Source organism: Escherichia sp. WS3227_2 (genome assembly GCF_046486495.1).
Classification (GTDB): domain Bacteria; phylum Pseudomonadota; class Gammaproteobacteria; order Enterobacterales; family Enterobacteriaceae; genus Escherichia; species Escherichia coli.
In genome coordinates, this window is record NZ_JBJQLG010000012.1 from 122,455 (window position 1) to 143,487 (window position 21,033).

Here is a 21,033-nt window from a genome sequence, read left to right on the forward strand (position 1 = left end):
GTAATGTAGTACAAATTTATATTGTTGTACTACAATTTAGATCACAAAAAGAACAATGCATAAAAAAATGACATGCGTCGGGCAGAAATCTGAAAAGGGATGTCAGACGCTAAACAGGAGGGAAAGAAGAGTATGCTTTCAACGGCTTAGCTACTCGTTTAAAGGATTAATCATGAAGTTGAATTTTAAGGGATTTTTTAAGGCTGCCAGTTTGTGTTCTTTGGCATTTGCGTTGACCGGATGTATCACCTGGGGATTGGTTTCCAATACTGCAAGCCGTCCACATGCCGAGCAATGGCGGTCAGATACGATTAAGGGTTTATCGCTGGCAGAGGATAGTAACGGTACGAAAGGCTATGTTTTTGTTGGTGAATCGTTGGACTATCTGTTGACCACCGGCGGCGGTGAGGTGGTTAAAATGCTGAACGATCCGGCAATTCATGGTGAAAGAATCACCGTTTCTGATAACGCGAAATTTATTTTAAGCAGCAGTAATAAGAATTTCTCTGGTGCTATTACGCTCTATTACGACTGGAACAACGAAGAAGATAAGGCACTGGCAACACAATATGGTTTTATTTGTGATACCAGCCGTTGTACATGGATGCTGGACGGCCTGAAAGGCTCTATCCACCAGAAAAATAAAAAAGCGGATTACTCAAACGTGATGGTTTTCCATCAACCCTTTACGGTGGGATTTTATGAGTACAAAGCATCAGATGGCGTTCCGCGCGGCCTCGTTAATGCGCTGCTACCAGTCACTCTTACGCTGGATATAGTAACGTCACCACTGCAGTTCGTGATTTTATGCACTACCAGAAATTGTTAATCGCTGCGGGCAAACGCGTTTATACTGTTTGCCCGCCCACAGATTAATTCAACACAAACTTCTCAATAGCAAACGCGACGCCATCTTCAAGGTTGGATTTGGTGACAAAGTTCGCCACTTCTTTCACCGAAGGAATAGCGTTATCCATCGCCACACCGACGCCTGCATATTCAATCATTGCGATGTCGTTTTCCTGATCGCCAATCGCCATGATTTCTTCCGGTTTAATACCTAACACGTCGGCCAGTGATTTCACACCCGTACCTTTGTTAACGCGTTTATCGAGGATTTCGAGGAAGTACGGCGCACTTTTCAGCACGGTATATTTCTCTTTCACTTCCTGCGGAATACGCGCGATAGCCTGGTCGAGGATGGCGGGTTCATCAATCATCATCACTTTCAGGAACTGGGTATTGGGGTCCATTTTCTCCGCTTCGCAGAACACCAGCGGAATAGTGGCAACGAAGGATTCATGCACCGTGTAGTAGCTGATATCACGGTTGGCGGTGTACAGCGTGGTGCGGTCCAGCGCGTGGAAATGAGAACCGACTTCGCGGGAGAGTTTTTCCAGGAAACGGTAGTCGTAATAGCTGAGAGCGGTTTGCGCCACGGTGCTACCATCGGCGGCCTTCTGTACCAGCGCGCCGTTATAAGTAATGCAGTAGTCGCCCGGCTGTTCCATGTGCAGCTCTTTCAGGTAATTATGAACACCTGCATAAGGGCGGCCCGTCGTCAGCACGACATTTACGCCACGGGCGCGAGCTGCGGCAATCGCATTTTTAACGGCGGGTGAAATGGTGTGATCGGGCAGCAGAAGGGTGCCATCCATATCGATAGCAATGAGTTTGATAGCCATGAGTTCCCCAGGTAGATTGGTTCCTGACCCATGCTAACGCGATTCCGCTCAAAAATCAGTACAACACCCTGGGGAAAAGGGGGATGCAACGCGCGTTGCGTGCTCCCCATTTGCTTAGCGGAAGAGTTTCCCTTTCAGCAGTTCCATGCCTGCGGAAAGCAGATCGTTATTGGCTTGTGGTGACACTTCACCTTGCGGTGAGAGTGCATCAATAATCTTCGGCAATTGTTCTGCCAGTAAACTGGAAGCCGTACTGGTATCCACGCCCAGTTTTTGCCCGAGATCGGACACCGCATTTGTGCCGAGCGCCGATTCCAGTTGCTCGCCGCTAACCGATTGATTGCCCTGTTGATTACTCAGCCAGGTTGAGAGAATGGCCCCTAAGCCGCCACTTTGCAGTTTTTCCAGCAGCACCTGAATGCCGCCCTGCTCCTCAACCCAGCTCAAAATGGCCTGATATTTCCCCGCATCGCCTTTCAGAAAGGCACCGACAACTTCATCAAAAAGCCCCATGATAATCACCTGTAAAGCGTTACGTGTTGACTCAAAAAGTATAGATCTGCGGGATGATAATTGCGGATTGCAGAAATAAAAAGGGCGAAGATGATCTCCGCCCTTTTCTTATAGCTTCTTGCCGGATGCGGCGTTAACGTCTGATCCGGCCTACAAAATCATGCAAATTCAATATATTGCACGAGTCTCGTAGGCCTGATAAGCGTAGCGCATCAGGCACGCTCGCATTGTTAACGTCATTAAATATCGATATTCGCCGCTTTCAGGGCGTTCTCTTCAATAAACGCACGGCGCGGTTCAACGGCGTCGCCCATCAGCGTGGTGAACAACTGGTCGGCAGCAATCGCATCTTTAACGGTAACGCGCAACATACGGCGGCTTTCCGGGTCCATAGTGGTTTCCCACAGCTGTTCCGGGTTCATCTCGCCCAGACCTTTATAACGCTGGATGGAGAGACCGCGACGGGACTCTTTCACCAGCCAGTCCAGCGCCTGCTCGAAGCTCGCTACCGGCTGACGACGCTCGCCACGTTCGATAAATGCATCTTCTTCCAGCAAGCCACGCAGTTTCTCACCCAGCGTGCAGATACGACGATATTCGCCGCCGGTGATAAATTCGTGATCCAGCGGATAGTCAGTATCCACACCGTGGGTACGCACGCGAACAATCGGTTCAAACAGGTTTTGTTCGGCATTGGTGTGGACATCAAACTTCCACTGGCTGCCGTGCTGTTCTTTGTCGTTCAGTTCGCTGACCAGCGCATTCACCCAGCGGGTAACGGTCTGCTCATCAGAGAGGTCAGCTTCCGTCAACGTCGGCTGATAGATAAGCTCTTTCAGCATTGCTTTCGGATAACGACGCTCCATGCGGTTGATCATTTTCTGCGTCGCGTTGTACTCAGACACCAGTTTCTCTAACGCTTCGCCAGCCAATGCCGGTGCACTGGCGTTGGTGTGCAGCGTTGCGCCGTCCAGCGCGATAGAGATCTGGTACTGATCCATCGCTTCGTCGTCTTTAATGTACTGTTCCTGCTTGCCTTTCTTCACTTTGTACAGTGGCGGCTGAGCGATATAGACGTGACCGCGTTCAACGATTTCCGGCATCTGACGATAGAAGAAGGTCAACAGCAGCGTACGAATGTGCGAGCCGTCGACGTCCGCATCGGTCATGATGATGATGCTGTGATAACGCAGTTTGTCCGGGTTGTACTCGTCACGACCGATACCACAACCAAGCGCGGTGATAAGCGTCGCCACTTCCTGGGAAGAGAGCATCTTATCGAAGCGCGCTTTCTCGACGTTGAGGATTTTACCCTTCAGCGGCAGAATCGCCTGGTTCTTGCGGTTACGCCCCTGCTTCGCAGAGCCGCCCGCGGAGTCCCCTTCCACAAGGTACAGTTCAGAGAGCGCCGGATCGCGTTCCTGGCAGTCTGCCAGTTTGCCCGGCAGGCCCGCTAAGTCGAGCGCACCTTTACGGCGGGTCATTTCACGCGCGCGACGCGCAGCTTCACGGGCACGGGCAGCATCGATAATTTTGCCAACCACGATTTTCGCGTCGGTTGGGTTTTCCAGCAGGTATTCCGCCAGCAGTTCGTTCATCTGCTGTTCAACCGCCGATTTCACCTCAGAAGAAACCAGTTTGTCTTTGGTCTGGGAGGAGAATTTCGGGTCCGGCACTTTCACGGAAACGACCGCAATCAGGCCTTCACGCGCATCGTCACCGGTGGCGCTGACTTTGGCTTTTTTGCTGTAGCCTTCTTTGTCCATGTAGGCGTTCAGGGTACGGGTCATCGCCGCACGGAAGCCTGCCAGGTGAGTACCGCCGTCACGCTGCGGAATGTTGTTGGTAAAGCAGTAGATGTTTTCCTGGAAGCCATCGTTCCACTGCAACGCCACTTCGACGCCAATACCGTCTTTTTCAGTGGAGAAGTAGAAGATATTCGGGTGGATCGGCGTTTTGTTCTTGTTCAGATATTCAACGAACGCCTTGATGCCGCCTTCATAGTGGAAGTGGTCTTCTTTACCGTCGCGCTTGTCGCGCAGACGAATGGAAACGCCGGAGTTGAGGAACGACAACTCACGCAGACGTTTCGCCAGAATTTCATATTCGAACTCGGTCACATTGGTGAAGGTTTCGAGGCTTGGCCAGAAACGCACCATGGTGCCGGTTTTTTCAGTCTCGCCGGTAACCGCCAGCGGGGCCTGCGGTACACCGTGTTCGTAGATCTGACGGTGAATTTTACCCTCGCGCTGGATAACCAGCTCCAGTTTTTGCGACAGGGCGTTTACTACCGAAACACCAACGCCGTGCAGACCGCCGGACACTTTATAGGAGTTATCGTCAAATTTACCGCCTGCGTGCAGAACGGTCATGATCACTTCCGCCGCCGATACGCCCTCTTCCGGGTGAATACCGGTCGGAATGCCGCGCCCGTCGTCCTGTACAGAGACAGAGTTATCGGCGTGAATGGTGACGATAATTTCTTTACAGTGACCCGCGAGCGCTTCGTCGATAGCGTTATCTACCACCTCGAATACCATGTGGTGCAGACCGGTGCCGTCATCCGTGTCGCCGATATACATACCCGGGCGCTTACGCACCGCATCCAGCCCTTTCAGGACTTTGATACTGGAGGAGTCATAAGAATTCGACATCAACGTTTCTCGCTCATTTATACTTGGGTTAATCCGTTATTTTACCCTTTTCCACGGTAAACATCTTCGAATTTTCGTCCGACATGTCTATAACGTGTTCAGCACTGATCGCGCTGACAAAGACCTGTGATTGCGTCGCTTTTAAGCGGCTGGCAAGCAACCCGCGACGCTCATCATCAAGCTCAGAGGCAAAATCATCTATCAGGTAGAGACACCGCCGCCCGCTTTCACGGGTGAGGAACTCTCCTTGCGCCAGACGTAAGGCGCACATCAACAGCTTAAGCTGCCCACGCGATAAGGTATCTTCCACCGGCGCACCGTCGGCGCGAATGCGTAAGTCCGCTTTGTGCGGGCCATGCGCGGTGTAGGTTAGCTGGCGATCGCGTTCAAAATTACGTTCCAGCACCTCAGCATATTCTGTCTCTTTCTCCCAGCCGCGCTGGAAAGAGAAAGTCAGAGAAAACTCAGGGAGAAATTGCTTACAGGTATCAGCCATATCGGCCGCGATACCGGCGCTATACTCCGCGCGCCAGGTACTGATTTGCTCCGCCAGCGGGATCAGTTCTTTATCCCACGGGCGTAGCTGTTCGTAACGTGTCACCTGGCGCAGCGCCGCATTGCGCTGCTTGAGCAATCGCTTGAGATTGCTCCAGGCGGTGAAAAATCCGGGTTCGTTGTGAAAGCATCCCCAGTCGAGGAATGCTCTTCTGTATTTGGGGCCGCCGTTGAGTAAAGTAAACCCTTCAGGCGTTATCAGTTGCATCGGCATCAGGTGCGCCAGTTCCGCGACTTTATGCCCGTCAGTACCGTCGATGCGGACTTTGCTGTCGCCCTGTTTGTCTTTGGTTAAGCCAATCGCTGTCTCGCGCTCTTCGCCCTGTAATCGCCCGTGGAGAACAAACGCCTCCTGCTCGTGGCGAATGACGCGACCAATCTGCAAACTGCGAAACGCCCGACCATGGCCGAGCGTATAGATAGCTTCCAGCACGCTGGTTTTGCCACTGCCGTTGGCACCTACCAGAAAGTTAAAGCCGGGAGATAAAGCGAGATCCGCGGTTTCGATATTGCGGAAATCGCGGATCAACAAGCGGGTGAGGGACATTACAGTCTCATTGGCATGACAACATAGGCAGCCGACTGTGATGCGGCATCTTCAATCTGCACGCTGGAAACCGAATCGGTCAGCATCATGCGGACGTTTTCGCATTTCAGCGCGTTCAGAACATCCAGCACATAGCTGACGTTGAAGCCGATTTCCATCTCCGCACCGCTATAGGTAACGTCGAGGATCTCTTCCGCTTCTTCCTGTTCCGGGTTGTTGGCGGTGATTTTCAGCTGGTTTTCGCTGACATACAGACGTACGCCGCGGAATTTCTCGTTAGAGAGAATTGCCGCGCGAGCAAACGCCTGCTTGAGGAGATCGCAACCTGCTTCCAGATGTTTGTCCGGGTTCTTCGGCAGAACGCGTCGGTAATCCGGGAAGCGACCATCCACCAGTTTCGAGGTGAAGATAAAGTCGCCAACGTGGGCGCGAATGTTGTTGCTGCCAATCTGCACGCGCAGCGGATTGTCGCCGCCGTCGAGCATACGCATCAGTTCAATCACGCCTTTACGCGGCACGATCACCGAATGGCTTGGCAAAGATTGACCAATTGGCATTGAACAGACTGCCAGACGGTGGCCGTCGGTCGCCACGGTGCGCAGTTCTTCACCTTCGGTTTCAAACAGCATACCGTTTAAGTAATAGCGAACGTCCTGATGCGCCATAGAAAACTGGGTCGCTTCAATCAGACGCTTCATCGTCGCCTGTGGCAGGGTAAATTCGACTTCGCTCTGCCAGTCATCGAGGTTCGGGAAATCTGCCGCTGGCAGGGTAGACAGCGAAAAACGGCTACGCCCGGAGCGCACCAGCATCCGCTCACCTTCCAGCTGCACGGCAATTTCCGCGCCTTCAGGCAGACCACGGCAGATATCAAAGAATTTGCGCGCCGGAACGGTCGTCGCTCCTGGCTCGTGTGGCTGAACCAGCGCAACGCGTGCCACCATTTCCATCTCGAGATCAGTACCGGTCAGCGACAACGTACCGTCAGCAACCTGTAACAGCAGATTACCGAGAATCGGTAGCGTAGGACGACCACCTAACGGACCGCTCACCTGTTGTAGCGGTTTTAATAAATGCTCACGTTCTACGGTAAATTTCATAGGTTTACGATGACAATGTTCTGATTAAATTTGAAAAATCTTCTTTGATATCGTGGCTCTCTTCACGCAGCTGCTCGATCTTCCGGCAGGCATGAAGCACCGTCGTGTGGTCACGACCACCAAACGCATCGCCAATCTCCGGCAGACTGTGGTTAGTCAGCTCTTTCGCCAGCGCCATCGCCATCTGGCGCGGACGCGCCACCGAGCGGGATCGACGCTTAGAAAGGAGATCCGCGACTTTGATCTTGTAGTACTCCGCCACCGTCTTCTGAATATTGTCGATAGTGACCAGTTTTTCCTGCAATGCCAGCAAGTCGCGCAGCGCCTCACGCACGAAGTCGATGGTGATCGCCCGTCCGGTAAAGTTAGCGTTAGCAATAACGCGGTTCAGCGCGCCTTCCAGCTCACGTACGTTAGATCGTAGACGCTTGGCGATAAAGAACGCCACTTCGCCCGGCAAACGAATGTCGTTTTCGTCGGCCTTTTTCATCAGGATCGCCACGCGGGTTTCCAGCTCTGGCGGTTCGATCGCCACAGTCAGCCCCCAGCCGAAGCGGGATTTCAAACGATCCTCAACGCCGTTGATCTCTTTCGGATAGCGATCCGAGGTGAGAATGATCTGTTGATTACCTTCCAGCAGGGCGTTGAAGGTGTGGAAAAACTCTTCCTGAGATCGTTCTTTATTAGCAAAAAACTGAATATCGTCGATCAGCAGTGCATCTACGGAACGGTAGTAGCGTTTAAACTCTTCGATCGCGTTGTTTTGCAGGGCTTTTACCATGTCCTGAACAAAGCGCTCGGAGTGCATATAAACCACTTTGGCATTCGGCTTGCGCGCCATAATGCCGTTACCCACCGCATGCAGCAGGTGAGTTTTACCCAGACCCGTGCCGCCATAAAGGAACAACGGGTTATAGGCACCGCCAGGGTTATCTGCCACCTGGCGAGCCGCCGCGCGCGCCAGTTGGTTAGATTTACCTTCAACGAAGTTATCAAACGTGTGTTTGACGTTTACGTTAGAACGATAGGTCGGTTCTGCCGGGGCCGGGACGTTATCCCAACCTGAGCGCGTAGAAGGCGCAGCACGTTGCGGCTGCGTTTGCGCCACCTGTGCAGGGGCCGCGACGTTGCTCGTCACTGCCGCTTGTGGCGTTTGCGTCACCGGTTTGGTACCGACTTCAAAACGCAGCTGTGGGGCATCCGCTCCGCAGAAACTGGTTAGCAGTCCATTGATATTATTAAGGTACTTGTCCCGTACCCAATCGAGGACAAAACGGTTTGGCGCGTACAGGGCCAGCGTGTTATCGCTCAGTTCCGCCTGCAATGGGCGTATCCACATACTGAATTCTGTGGCTGGTAACTCATCCTGCAATCGGGCAAGACACTGCTGCCAAAGCGAAAGTGACACGGCGGACTCCACTCGAACAAAAGTCGATAATGACTAAGGCTGAAACATTCATGATTGTTGACGTACGTCGAAAAGACCCTGCATGAGGGTGACGCACGAACCGCTGTCTGCGGTTATATGCCCGATCAAGATCCTGCAAAACGATCGGGACCGCGGATCATAGCCTAAACTGCGCAAGAGATCTTCTGTTTCTCACAGATTTTCCCGATTTATCCACAGGACTTTCCAGAACTCGCTAAGTGTAAACGATCCTGCCGCGAGGCGGGCACGATTTACGCCGCATATTGGAAAATTTAATGACCATAGACAAAAATTGGCTTAATCGATCTAATAAAGATCCAGGACGATCCTTGCGCTTTACCCGTCAGCCCGTATAATCCTCCACCCGGCGCGCCATGCTGGTTTTCACTGGTGTGAGGCCGTACGTTTTCCACGCGAAAAGGTGCGGAAAAGCGCGGTAAATAAGGAAAGAGAATTGACTCCGGAGTGTACAATTATTACAATCCGGCCTCTTTAATCACCCATGGCTTCGGTGTCCATCGTTTCATTTTTCGGCGGATATCCAATAAAGCCATTGAATTTATTCAAGTTTAGGTAGAAATCGCCATGAAACGCACTTTTCAACCGTCTGTACTGAAGCGCAACCGTTCTCACGGCTTCCGTGCTCGTATGGCTACTAAAAATGGTCGTCAGGTTCTGGCACGTCGTCGTGCTAAAGGCCGCGCTCGTCTGACCGTTTCTAAGTAATAAAGCTAACCCCTGAGTGGTTAAGCTCGCATTTCCCAGGGAGTTACGCTTGTTAACTCCCAGTCAATTCACATTCGTCTTCCAGCAGCCACAACGGGCTGGCACGCCGCAAATTACCATTCTCGGCCGCCTGAATTCGCTGGGGCATCCCCGTATCGGTCTTACAGTCGCCAAGAAAAACGTTCGACGCGCCCATGAACGCAATCGGATTAAACGTCTGACGCGTGAAAGCTTCCGTCTGCGCCAACATGAACTCCCGGCTATGGATTTCGTGGTGGTGGCGAAAAAAGGGGTTGCCGACCTCGATAACCGTGCTCTCTCGGAAGCGTTGGAAAAATTATGGCGCCGCCACTGTCGCCTGGCTCGCGGGTCCTGATAGCCCTCATTCGGGTCTATCAACGCCTGATTAGTCCGCTACTCGGGCCGCATTGTCGTTTCACTCCAACCTGTTCAAGCTACGGAATTGAGGCATTGCGCAGGTTTGGAGTGATAAAAGGCAGTTGGTTGACGGTGAAACGCGTATTAAAATGCCACCCTTTACACCCTGGTGGTGACGATCCCGTCCCGCCCGGACCATTTGATACCAGAGAACACTAACGATGGATTCGCAACGCAATCTTTTAGTCATCGCTTTGCTGTTCGTGTCTTTCATGATCTGGCAAGCCTGGGAGCAGGATAAAAACCCGCAACCTCAGGCCCAACAGACCACGCAGACAACGACCACCGCAGCGGGTAGCGCCGCCGACCAGGGCGTACCGGCCAGTGGCCAGGGGAAACTGATCTCGGTTAAGACCGACGTGCTTGATCTGACCATCAACACCCGTGGTGGTGATGTTGAGCAAGCTCTGCTGCCTGCTTACCCGAAAGAGCTGAACTCTACCCAGCCGTTCCAGCTGCTGGAAACTTCACCGCAGTTTATTTATCAGGCACAGAGCGGTCTGACCGGTCGTGATGGCCCGGATAATCCGGCTAACGGCCCGCGTCCGCTGTATAACGTTGAAAAAGACGCTTATGTGCTGGCTGAAGGTCAAAACGAACTGCAGGTGCCGATGACGTATACCGACGCGGCAGGCAACACGTTTACCAAAACGTTTGTCCTGAAACGTGGTGATTACGCTGTCAACGTCAACTACAACGTGCAGAACGCTGGCGAGAAACCGCTGGAGATCTCCACCTTTGGTCAGTTGAAGCAATCCATCACTCTGCCACCGCATCTCGATACCGGAAGCAGCAACTTCGCACTGCACACCTTCCGCGGCGCGGCGTACTCCACGCCTGACGAGAAGTACGAGAAATACAAGTTCGATACCATTGCCGATAACGAAAACCTGAACATCTCTTCGAAAGGTGGTTGGGTGGCAATGCTGCAACAGTATTTCGCGACGGCGTGGATCCCGCATAACGACGGAACCAATAACTTCTATACCGCTAATCTGGGTAATGGCATCGCCGCTATCGGCTACAAGTCTCAGCCGGTACTGGTTCAGCCTGGTCAGACTGGCGCGATGAACAGCACCCTGTGGGTTGGCCCGGAAATCCAGGACAAAATGGCAGCTGTTGCTCCGCACCTGGATCTGACCGTTGATTACGGTTGGTTGTGGTTCATCTCTCAGCCGCTGTTCAAACTGCTGAAATGGATCCATAGCTTTGTGGGTAACTGGGGCTTCTCCATTATCATCATCACCTTTATCGTTCGTGGCATCATGTACCCGCTGACCAAAGCGCAGTACACCTCCATGGCGAAGATGCGTATGCTGCAGCCGAAGATTCAGGCAATGCGTGAGCGTCTGGGCGATGACAAACAGCGTATCAGTCAGGAAATGATGGCGCTGTACAAAGCTGAGAAGGTTAACCCGCTGGGCGGCTGCTTCCCGCTGCTGATCCAGATGCCAATCTTCCTGGCGTTGTACTACATGCTGATGGGTTCCGTTGAACTGCGTCAGGCACCGTTTGCACTGTGGATCCACGACCTGTCTGCACAGGACCCGTACTACATCCTGCCGATCCTGATGGGCGTAACGATGTTCTTCATTCAGAAGATGTCGCCGACCACCGTGACCGACCCGATGCAGCAGAAGATCATGACCTTTATGCCGGTCATCTTCACCGTGTTCTTCCTGTGGTTCCCGTCAGGTCTGGTGCTGTACTATATCGTCAGCAACCTGGTAACCATTATTCAGCAGCAGCTGATTTACCGTGGTCTGGAAAAACGTGGCCTGCATAGCCGCGAGAAGAAAAAATCCTGATTCGGTGAGTTTTCGCTAAAATAAGGGCGGTCAGTTGACCGCCTTTTTTCTTTTCGTAGGGCGGATAAGCACCGCGCATCCGCCACACAAAGCAACAGGAACATCATGAGCGATAATGACACTATCGTAGCCCAGGCCACGCCTCCGGGACGTGGCGGCGTTGGCATCCTGCGCATCTCCGGCCTCAAAGCCCGTGAAGTTGCCGAAACCGTGCTGGGTAAACTGCCTAAGCCGCGCTACGCCGATTATCTTCCGTTTAAAGACGCCGACGGCAGCGTGCTCGATCAGGGGATTGCGCTATGGTTCCCTGGCCCGAACTCGTTCACCGGCGAAGATGTGCTTGAACTGCAGGGTCATGGCGGTCCGGTGATCCTCGACCTGCTGTTAAAACGCATTCTGACCATTCCCGGCCTGCGGATTGCCCGCCCTGGTGAGTTTTCCGAACGCGCGTTTCTTAACGATAAACTCGACTTAGCCCAGGCCGAGGCGATTGCGGATCTTATCGACGCCAGTTCGGAACAGGCGGCCCGTTCGGCACTTAACTCGCTGCAAGGCGCATTCTCCGCACGGGTCAACCATCTGGTGGAAGCCCTCACCCACTTGCGCATTTACGTCGAAGCGGCAATTGATTTCCCTGATGAAGAGATCGATTTCCTCTCCGACGGCAAAATTGAAGCCCAGCTCAATGACGTGATTGCCGATCTTGATGCAGTGCGTGCTGAAGCACGTCAGGGTAGTTTGTTGCGCGAAGGGATGAAGGTGGTGATTGCCGGACGTCCTAACGCCGGTAAATCGAGCCTGTTAAACGCGCTGGCGGGGCGTGAAGCAGCAATCGTAACTGATATCGCCGGAACCACACGTGACGTGCTGCGTGAGCATATCCACATTGACGGAATGCCGCTGCATATCATCGATACCGCCGGGCTACGTGAAGCCAGTGACGAAGTGGAACGTATTGGTATCGAGCGTGCGTGGCAGGAAATTGAACAGGCCGACCGCGTACTGTTTATGGTCGATGGCACCACGACAGACGCCGTTGATCCGGCAGAGATCTGGCCGGAATTTATCGCCCGTCTGCCAGCGAAACTGCCGATCACCGTGGTGCGCAATAAAGCCGATATCACCGGCGAAACGCTGGGAATGAGTGAAGTGAACGGTCACGCGTTAATTCGTCTCTCGGCAAGGACTGGCGAAGGCGTGGACGTGCTGCGTAACCATCTCAAACAGAGCATGGGCTTTGACACCAACATGGAAGGCGGCTTCCTGGCGCGTCGTCGTCACCTACAGGCGCTGGAACAAGCGGCGGAACATCTACAACAGGGCAAAGCGCAACTGTTGGGAGCCTGGGCAGGTGAACTGCTGGCGGAAGAGTTGCGCCTGGCACAGCAGAACTTAAGCGAGATCACCGGGGAATTTACTTCTGATGACCTGCTGGGGCGGATTTTCTCCAGCTTCTGTATTGGTAAGTAACTCGTCTAAATTGATATAAAGGGCACTGTTCCGTTCTGGGGAAACTAACTATCAGAACGGAACAGCGCTTGTTTTTTATGAGCATCCTGCACCAAAACTGCCTTTGCTACTGGCTGGAGCGACTTTAAACACCTTGCAGTCCTGTCTTTACAGAGAACGATATTGCTTTAACCTATTAAGCTCCTCTTGCGGAAAGTTAAATTCGTCTACTGCTTTCCAGAATAGTTCTTTAAGTACAGGATTGCCATTTGCCAGACTTATTACAGATTTACCTTCATTATTCTTTTCTTCCAGCTGCATCATCACATCTTTAAGGTAATTTTCATTTTCACCAACCACAATTTTGAATATTTTCAGCCAGAGTCCCATATGTATATCATCCCCGTTATTTACCACATGAGAGAATGGCTTGCCATCAAAGTCACGGGTAAACTGCTCCACAATTTCATCGAAAGTGAACCCGTGTTGCAACGCCAGGCGAATCGCCGCATTCAGATATACGTCAATGACCTGTTTACTCATTTTCTTAAAGCTTGCAATATGCAAAGAGCAGACGGCATTATTTCTGCTCAGCGACAGTAGTTCTCTCACCACATCTTTATCATTTTCATAATGGCTGGCTATCACATCAGCTGTCTCCATCCAGGCGGCAACAATCTCCGTATACCCTTTCACTATCGCAGAATATAAGCCTGATGCCTTCGTCCATTTGTCTGACTCCCCCGTCCATTTTTCTCTTGCTGCCATCAGTTTCAATATATCTTCTTTATTCATTTCATTTTTAAACATTTTGGCTTTTATATTGGCGAGCAATATATTAACAACATTATAATTATTGGTCCTAATAGCGCTATTTAAATCATAAGTTGAGTCTATTTCATTTCCTATACTAAGAAGTATTTCATTTTTATTTACCCCAAATTCTTTCTCAAAGTCATCTATCGCTGACAACCATGCCTTGACACTTTCATTCTCATTTTTATTTTTTGATAAAGCTACAGAAATCGCGCTCACACCACGGTTATCTTTCGCAAGGAGTAGAGTTTCCAGGTCTTCCTGGCTAAAATTAAATTTCCTGGTCAACTCTTTTAAATTTTTTATATATTCATTAATCTTATTAAGATTATCGTATTGCAGTAACATACATAACCCATATGTTCCTCCAGGTCCTTTAGCAGCAAGAATCTCAAGAACCTTTGATACTGTCATTTCTTGGGAATTTTGCAACTTATCGAAAAAAAGAACAATGTTTTCATACGTCCCCATTTGCATTAATAGATATAATGCTGATGGTGATAATGGTGGTTGCAATTCATTTTCTATACCACTTAATAAATGGGCCTGTTCTCGAGGAAGATAAGGAATTATACCTACACACTCGGAGCAAATCTCTGTTTTTACCCATTTTATATTCGCCAACTCAATATTTATAAATGTTTGTAATGACCCAAAAGAATCACAGTTTTTTGCTTTATAGCGTACTGCAGTATTGGTTGCATTAGGATCATAAAAGGATACAACATATTCTGTTTCTCCTGCAGGCGTTTGTTTTATCCTCAAGCGGACGGCCATAGCGTGTGTATGAGATTTAATGATTGCCGCCATATGCGTTAACTTCTCTTTTTCCATCCTATGAAAAAAGACAGATAATGTCTCCCCAAACTTGTCACTGGCAACGACGAATGTACCGGGTGGTGGATTGTTTATTAGATTTTCAAATTGCTGATCAAGCTCGTATGGAATATGTTGCTGTATCCCTTCTGGAGTTGAATAGCATTCCTTCAATGGAACTTTCCCTGTATTTTCATTCAATGAATCTATACAATACTGCAGAGAAATATGCCTGCATACGACTAAATCTTCCGGTTTTTCATAAAAATAAACCTTACAGTTATAATCTACAATATCATATTTACTATTAGCTTTTATCTGCTCTTTAGTAAAACTCTCATCATCTGCGTTCGTATGAGGGCGAATAAAAATATCTTTGAGGGATGTTGTAAGCGCGGGTGGTACGGGAATCTGTGTAGCACACTTTCCTTCAATATCCCCCACAGTTACAATCAGACTTTCAGGGTCTTGCTCAGATGTGGAGACAATAATAATAAGTCCACCACCGATTAAAACCCATGGTTCAATCTCGCTACAATTATTAAAAAAATGATTTAACGGACCTTCTTTTCCAAGCGAATAAACTGAAGGATTTTTAAGATACGCCACTATATCATCAATGATCAATTGAGTTTTATTTTTTCCTCCATCCAACTCAGGCATGAAAGAAGGAGATTGTGCACATACACTGCCAACAGTTACGTTATCAACCATTTTCTTTCCCCTCATTCATATGAAAGTTGTAGTAATAATAAGGTTACTATTTAAAAACCAACTATCAAATTTCGCTCATTTATAGAGTTATTTGTCTTTTTACGTCATTACCCCATCAGGTCATCAACCTGGTAATGAAGTGAGTAAACCGCGACGTCAATGAGGGAAACAGCTCCTTGTAATGGAACCCCTATAATCAATGCCATCATCTTCAACAATAATGATAAAAATTAAAAAATTTATCCATTTATGGATTTTTGCTAATATTTTGCATGGGCCAGCCATCACAAACACAGACAATATCTAATTGTGATTCGATTCACATTTAAACAATTTTAGAATAGACAAAATTCTTGAGTATTATACTGTAGCCTCGTGTCTTTCGAGGATAAGTGCATTATGAATATCTTACATATATGTGTGACCTCAAAATGGTTCAATATTGACAACAAGATTGTCGATCACCGCCCTTGATTTGCCCTTCTGTAGCCATCACCAGAGCCAAACCGATTAGATTCAATGTGATCTATTTGTTTGCTATATCTTAATTTTGCCTTTTGCAAAGCTCATGTCTCATTTATTTAATTATTTTAGTAAATGATGGTGCTTGCATATATATCTGGCGAATTAATGGATATTGCAGATGTAATATTCACAGGGATCACTGTAATTAAAATAAATGAAGGATTATGTAATGGAAAACTTTAAACATCTCCCTGAACCGTTCCGCATTCGTGTTATTGAGCCAGTAAAACGTACCACTCGCACTTATCGTGAAGAAGCAATTATTAAATCCGGTATGAACCCGTTCCTGCTGGATAGCGAAGATGTGTTTATCGATTTACTGACCGACAGCGGCACCGGGGCGGTGACGCAGAGCATGCAGGCCGCGATGATGCGCGGCGACGAAGCCTACAGCGGCAGCCGCAGCTACTATGCTTTAGCCGAGTCAGTGAAAAATATCTTTGGTTATCAATACACCATTCCGACACACCAGGGCCGTGGCGCAGAGCAAATTTATATTCCGGTACTGATTAAAAAACGCGAGCAGGAAAAAGGCCTGGATCGCAGCAAAATGGTGGCATTCTCTAACTATTTCTTTGATACCACGCAGGGCCATAGCCAGATCAACGGCTGTACCGTGCGTAACGTCTATATCAAAGAAGCCTTCGATACGGGCGTGCGTTACGACTTTAAAGGCAACTTTGACCTTGAGGGATTAGAACGCGGCATTGAAGAAGTTGGCCCGAATAACGTGCCGTATATCGTTGCAACCATCACCAGTAACTCCGCAGGCGGTCAGCCGGTTTCACTGGCAAACTTAAAAGCGATGTACAGCATCGCGAAGAAATACGATATTCCGGTGGTAATGGATTCCGCACGCTTTGCAGAAAACGCCTATTTCATCAAGCAGCGTGAAGCAGAATATAAAGACTGGACCATCGAGCAGATCACCCGCGAAACCTACAAATATGCCGATATGCTGGCGATGTCCGCCAAGAAAGATGCGATGGTGCCGATGGGCGGCTTGCTGTGCATGAAAGACGACAGCTTCTTTGATGTGTACACCGAATGCAGAACCCTTTGCGTGGTACAGGAAGGCTTCCCGACATATGGCGGCCTGGAAGGCGGCGCGATGGAGCGTCTGGCGGTAGGTCTGTATGACGGCATGAATCTGGACTGGCTGGCTTATCGTATCGCGCAGGTACAGTATCTGGTCGATGGCCTGGAAGAGATTGGCGTTGTCTGCCAGCAGGCGGGCGGTCACGCGGCATTCGTTGATGCCGGTAAACTGCTACCGCATATCCCGGCAGATCAATTCCCGGCACAGGCGCTGGCGTGCGAGCTGTATAAAGTCGCCGGTATCCGTGCGGTAGAAATTGGCTCTTTCCTGTTAGGCCGCGATCCGAAAACCGGTAAACAACTGCCATGCCCGGCTGAACTGCTGCGTTTAACCATTCCGCGCGCAACATATACTCAAACACATATGGACTTCATCATTGAAGCCTTTAAACATGTGAAAGAGAACGCGGCGAATATTAAAGGGTTAACCTTTACCTACGAACCGAAAGTATTGCGTCACTTCACCGCAAAACTGAAAGAAGTTTAATTAATACTACAGAGTGGCTATAAGGATGTTAGCCACTCTCTTACCCTACATCCTCAATAACAAAAATAGCCTTCCTCTAAAGGTGGCATCATGACTGATCAAGCTGAAAAAAAGCACTCTGCATTTTGGGGTGTTATGGTTATAGCAGGTACAGTAATTGGTGGAGGTATGTTTGCTTTACCTGTTGATCTTGCCGGTGCCTGGTTTTTCTGGGGTGCCTTTATCCTTATCATTGCCTGGTTTTCAATGCTTCATTCCGGGTTATTGTTATTAGAAGCAAATTTAAATTATCCCGTCGGCTCCAGTTTTAACACCATCACCAAAGATTTAATCGGTAACACCTGGAACATTATCAGCGGTATTACCGTTGCCTTCGTTCTCTATATCCTCACTTATGCCTATATCTCTGCTAATGGTGCGATCATTAGTGAAACGATATCAATGAATTTGGGTTATCACGCTAATCCACGTATTGTCGGGATCTGCACAGCCATTTTCGTTGCCAGCGTATTGTGGATAAGTTCGTTAGCCGCCAGTCGTATTACCTCGTTGTTCCTCGGGTTGAAGATTATCTCCTTTGTGATCGTGTTTGGTTCTTTCTTCTTCCAGGTCGATTATTCCATTCTGCGCGATGCCACCAGCACCACTGCGGGAACGTCTTACTTCCCGTATATCTTTATGGCTTTGCCGGTGTGTCTGGCGTCATTTGGTTTCCACGGCAATATTCCCAGCCTGATTATTTGCTATGGCAAACGCAAAGATAAGCTAATCAAAAGCGTGGTCTTCGGTTCGCTGCTGGCGCTGGTGATTTATCTCTTCTGGCTCTATTGCACCATGGGAAATATCCCGCGAGAAAGCTTTAAGGCGATTATCTCTTCAGGCGGCAACGTTGATTCGCTGGTGAAATCGTTCCTCGGCACCAAACAGCATGGCATTATCGAGTTTTGCCTGCTGGTGTTCTCCAACTTAGCTGTTGCCAGTTCGTTCTTTGGTGTCACGCTGGGATTGTTCGATTATCTGGCGGATCTGTTTAAGATTGATAACTCCCACGCCGGGCGTTTCAAAACCGTGCTGTTAACCTTCCTGCCACCTGCTTTGTTGTATCTGATCTTCCCGAACGGCTTCATTTACGGGATCGGCGGTGCCGGACTGTGTGCCACCATCTGGGCGGTCATTATCCCCGCGGTGCTGGCAATCAAAGCTCGCAAGAAGTTTCCCAATCAGATGTTCACGGTCTGGGGCGGCAATCTTATTCCGGCGATTGTCATTCTCTTTGGTATAACCGTAATTTTATGCTGGTTCGGTAACGTCTTTAACGTGTTACCTAAATTTGGCTAAATCCTTCAAGAAGCCAGCCATTCGCTGGCTTCTTGCCTGTCAGGAAATCACTTATGTCCAAATGGCAACTCGCCTGATTCTCCTTCACCACGTATGCTTTGCGTCACCTTACTATCAGGACGCTTTAGCCCATGTCCCGCTTTTTGATTTGTAGTTTTGCCCTGGTTTTACTTTATCCCGCCGGGATTGATATGTACCTCGTTGGTTTACCGCGCATCGCCGCCGATCTCAATGCCAGCGAGGCGCAGTTGCATATTGCGTTCTCCGTTTATCTGGCGGGCATGGCAGCTGCGATGTTATTTGCCGGTAAAGTGGCCGATCGTTCAGGGAGAAAGCCTGTCGCCATACCCGGCGCGGCGCTATTTATTATCGCCTCGGTGTTCTGTTCACTGGCTGAAACCAGCACGTTATTTCTTGCAGGGCGCTTTCTACAGGGGCTGGGCGCGGGCTGTTGTTACGTGGTGGCGTTCGCCATTTTACGCGACACACTGGATGATCGACGTCGGGCAAAGGTACTGTCGCTACTCAACGGCATTACCTGCATCATTCCGGTGTTAGCGCCGGTGCTCGGACACCTGATTATGCTTAAATTCCCGTGGCAGAGTCTGTTCTGGACGATGGCAACGATGGGCATCGCGGTACTGATGTTGTCTTTGTTTATTTTAAAAGAAACGCGCCCTGCGGCCCCCGCAGCTTCTGACAAACCACGAGAAAATAGCGAGTCGCTGCTTAACCGGTTTTTCCTCAGCCGTGTTGTTATCACCACCCTCAGCGTTTCGGTGATCCTCACCTTCGTCAACACGTCGCCGGTATTGCTGATGGAAATCATGGGTTTTGAGCGCGGGGAATACGCCACCATTATGGCGCTGACCGCTGGCGTCAGCATGACCGTTTCATTTTCCACACCATTTGCCCTGGGGATCTTTAAGCCGCGTACCTTGATGATCACCTCGCAGGTGTTATTCTTGGCGGCGGGGATCACCCTTGCCGTTTCACCTTCCCATGCGGTTTCTCTGTTTGGTATTACGCTGATTTGCGCCGGTTTCTCGGTAGGTTTTGGCGTAGCGATGAGTCAGGCGTTAGGGCCGTTTTCATTACGCGCGGGCGTAGCCAGCTCGACCTTAGGTATTGCGCAGGTTTGCGGTTCGTCACTGTGGATTTGGCTGGCAGCGGTGGTTGGTATTGGCGCATGGAATATGCTGATCGGGATTCTGATTGCCTGTAGCATAGTGAGCCTGTTGCTGATTATGTTCGTCGCGCCTGGACGCCCCGTTGCCGCTCATGAAGAAATCCATCACCACGCTTGATCTCAATCTGCTGCTCTGTCTGCAACTGCTGATGCAGGAGCGCAGCGTGACCAAAGCGGCGAAGCGGATGAACGTGACACCTTCGGCGGTGAGTAAGTCGCTGGCAAAGTTAAGAGCGTGGTTTGACGACCCACTCTTTGTGAACTCACCGCTGGGCCTGTCGCCCACACCGCTAATGGTCAGCATGGAGCAAAATCTGGCGGAATGGATGCAAATCAGCAACCTGCTGCTGGATAAACCGCACCACGAAACGCCGCGCGGCCTGAAGTTTGAGCTAGCGGCGGAATCGCCGCTGATGATGATCATGCTTAATGCGCTGTCGAAACGGATCTACCAACGTTACCCGCAGGCGACCATCAAATTACGTAACTGGGATTACGATTCCTTAGATGCCATTACTCGTGGTGAAGTGGATATTGGTTTTTCCGGTCGCGAAAGTCATCCCCGTTCGCGGGAGCTGTTAAGCTCGCTACCGTTAGCCATTGATTATGAAGTGCTGTTTAGTGATGTGCCCTGCGTCTGGTTACGCAAAGATCATCCGGCACTGCATGAAACGTGGAATCTGGACACCTTTTTACGTTATCCGCATATCAGCATTTGCTGGGAACAGAGCGATACCTGGGCGCTGGACAATGTGTTACAGGAGCTGGGGCGCGAACGCACGATTGCTATGAGCCTGCCGGAATTCGAGCAGTCACTGTTTATGGCAGCGCAACCCGACAATCTGCTACTGGCGACCGCGCCGCGCTACTGTCAGTACTACAATCAACTCCATCAACTGCCGTTGGTTGCTCTTCCTCTCCCGTTTGACGAAAGTCAGCAAAAAAAGCTGGAAGTCCCTTTTACCCTGCTGTGGCATAAACGGAACAGCCATAATCCGAAGATCGTCTGGTTACGGGAAACCATTAAAAATCTTTACGCGTCGATGGCATAACCGAATCGTATGAAACGCGACCCAATTTCACAATAAAATGTAAAAAAGTTGTAATAAGCTTATCTGAATCGAACTTTTAGCCGCTTTAGTCTGT

At 50.0% G+C, this 21,033-nt stretch carries 19 protein-coding genes; 12 read left to right on the forward strand and 7 right to left on the reverse strand.

The window, feature by feature from the left end; translation table 11 throughout:
• Positions 1–172 precede the first annotated feature (172 nt).
• Positions 173–829, forward strand: coding sequence for a hypothetical protein (locus ACJHXB_RS17565; protein ID WP_000772949.1), 657 nt, complete (start codon positions 173–175; stop codon positions 827–829).
• Between the two features lie 43 nt (positions 830–872).
• Here the strand turns inward: ACJHXB_RS17565 and yidA are convergent, their stop codons facing one another.
• The 6 genes from yidA to dnaA all read right to left on the reverse strand — a co-directional run bounded on the left by yidA (position 873) and on the right by dnaA (position 8,462).
• A complete protein-coding gene (yidA, locus tag ACJHXB_RS17570) occupies positions 873–1,685 on the reverse strand; it encodes a sugar-phosphatase (protein ID WP_410233522.1) in 813 nt (270 codons plus the stop codon).
• A 114-nt stretch (positions 1,686–1,799) separates the two neighbouring features.
• Positions 1,800–2,198: a YidB family protein gene (locus ACJHXB_RS17575; RefSeq protein ID WP_000522208.1), complete on the reverse strand. Its 399-nt coding sequence runs from the start codon at positions 2,196–2,198 to the stop codon at positions 1,800–1,802.
• A gap of 239 nt (positions 2,199–2,437) precedes the next feature.
• A complete protein-coding gene (gene gyrB / locus ACJHXB_RS17580) occupies positions 2,438–4,852 on the reverse strand; it encodes a DNA topoisomerase (ATP-hydrolyzing) subunit B (protein ID WP_000072067.1) in 2,415 nt (804 codons plus the stop codon).
• 28 nt (positions 4,853–4,880) lie between these two features.
• Positions 4,881–5,954 carry a DNA replication/repair protein RecF gene (gene recF, locus ACJHXB_RS17585; RefSeq protein WP_000060112.1) on the reverse strand — a complete coding sequence of 358 codons (1,074 nt, stop codon included), beginning with the start codon at positions 5,952–5,954 and terminating at the stop codon, positions 4,881–4,883.
• Positions 5,954–7,054, reverse strand: a complete 1,101-nt coding sequence (gene dnaN, locus ACJHXB_RS17590; RefSeq protein ID WP_000673464.1) for a DNA polymerase III subunit beta — start codon at positions 7,052–7,054, stop codon at positions 5,954–5,956. Before dnaN ends, recF begins: the two co-directional genes overlap by 1 nt.
• A 4-nt stretch (positions 7,055–7,058) precedes the next feature.
• A complete protein-coding gene (gene dnaA / locus ACJHXB_RS17595; protein ID WP_000059111.1) occupies positions 7,059–8,462 on the reverse strand; it encodes a chromosomal replication initiator protein DnaA in 1,404 nt (467 codons plus the stop codon).
• 296 nt (positions 8,463–8,758) lie between these two features.
• On the opposite strand from dnaA, the gene ACJHXB_RS17600 reads away from it, so the two are divergent.
• The 6 genes from ACJHXB_RS17600 to mnmE all read left to right on the forward strand — a co-directional run bounded on the left by ACJHXB_RS17600 (position 8,759) and on the right by mnmE (position 12,925).
• Positions 8,759–8,839: a hypothetical protein gene (locus tag ACJHXB_RS17600; protein ID WP_122134670.1), complete on the forward strand. Its 81-nt coding sequence runs from the start codon at positions 8,759–8,761 to the stop codon at positions 8,837–8,839.
• Positions 8,840–9,068: 229 nt separating this feature from the next.
• Positions 9,069–9,209: a 50S ribosomal protein L34 gene (rpmH, locus tag ACJHXB_RS17605; RefSeq protein WP_000831330.1), complete on the forward strand. Its 141-nt coding sequence runs from the start codon at positions 9,069–9,071 to the stop codon at positions 9,207–9,209.
• A 16-nt stretch (positions 9,210–9,225) separates the two neighbouring features.
• Positions 9,226–9,585 (forward strand): ribonuclease P protein component, encoded by a 360-nt coding sequence (gene rnpA, locus ACJHXB_RS17610; protein WP_000239730.1) that lies wholly within the window; start codon positions 9,226–9,228, stop codon positions 9,583–9,585.
• Positions 9,549–9,806, forward strand: coding sequence for a membrane protein insertion efficiency factor YidD (gene yidD, locus ACJHXB_RS17615; protein WP_001307474.1), 258 nt, complete (start codon positions 9,549–9,551; stop codon positions 9,804–9,806). The genes rnpA and yidD overlap by 37 nt, the downstream gene beginning before the upstream one ends.
• Before the next feature lie 2 nt (positions 9,807–9,808).
• A complete protein-coding gene (yidC, locus tag ACJHXB_RS17620) occupies positions 9,809–11,455 on the forward strand; it encodes a membrane protein insertase YidC (protein ID WP_000378258.1) in 1,647 nt (548 codons plus the stop codon).
• A gap of 105 nt (positions 11,456–11,560) precedes the next feature.
• Positions 11,561–12,925 carry a tRNA uridine-5-carboxymethylaminomethyl(34) synthesis GTPase MnmE gene (gene mnmE / locus ACJHXB_RS17625; RefSeq protein WP_001282361.1) on the forward strand — a complete coding sequence of 455 codons (1,365 nt, stop codon included), beginning with the start codon at positions 11,561–11,563 and terminating at the stop codon, positions 12,923–12,925.
• Positions 12,926–13,072: 147 nt separating this feature from the next.
• Here the strand turns inward: mnmE and ACJHXB_RS17630 are convergent, their stop codons facing one another.
• Complete coding sequence (locus tag ACJHXB_RS17630) at positions 13,073–15,250, reverse strand: ShET2/EspL2 family type III secretion system effector toxin (protein WP_000228229.1); 2,178 nt, start codon at positions 15,248–15,250, stop codon at positions 13,073–13,075.
• A gap of 399 nt (positions 15,251–15,649) precedes the next feature.
• On the opposite strand from ACJHXB_RS17630, the gene tnaC reads away from it, so the two are divergent.
• The 5 genes from tnaC to yidZ all read left to right on the forward strand — a co-directional run bounded on the left by tnaC (position 15,650) and on the right by yidZ (position 20,939).
• Positions 15,650–15,724 carry a tryptophanase leader peptide gene (gene tnaC / locus ACJHXB_RS17635; protein WP_001364348.1) on the forward strand — a complete coding sequence of 25 codons (75 nt, stop codon included), beginning with the start codon at positions 15,650–15,652 and terminating at the stop codon, positions 15,722–15,724.
• Positions 15,725–15,944: 220 nt separating this feature from the next.
• Entirely contained in the window at positions 15,945–17,360 is a 1,416-nt protein-coding gene (tnaA, locus tag ACJHXB_RS17640) for a tryptophanase (protein WP_001469007.1), read from the forward strand.
• Between the two features lie 90 nt (positions 17,361–17,450).
• Positions 17,451–18,698 (forward strand): low affinity tryptophan permease TnaB, encoded by a 1,248-nt coding sequence (tnaB, locus tag ACJHXB_RS17645; protein WP_000131908.1) that lies wholly within the window; start codon positions 17,451–17,453, stop codon positions 18,696–18,698.
• 131 nt (positions 18,699–18,829) lie between these two features.
• Positions 18,830–20,005, forward strand: a complete 1,176-nt coding sequence (gene mdtL / locus ACJHXB_RS17650; RefSeq protein ID WP_000086006.1) for a multidrug efflux MFS transporter MdtL — start codon at positions 18,830–18,832, stop codon at positions 20,003–20,005.
• Positions 19,980–20,939, forward strand: coding sequence for an HTH-type transcriptional regulator YidZ (gene yidZ / locus ACJHXB_RS17655; protein ID WP_001469006.1), 960 nt, complete (start codon positions 19,980–19,982; stop codon positions 20,937–20,939). Before mdtL ends, yidZ begins: the two co-directional genes overlap by 26 nt.
• Positions 20,940–21,033 lie beyond the last annotated feature (94 nt).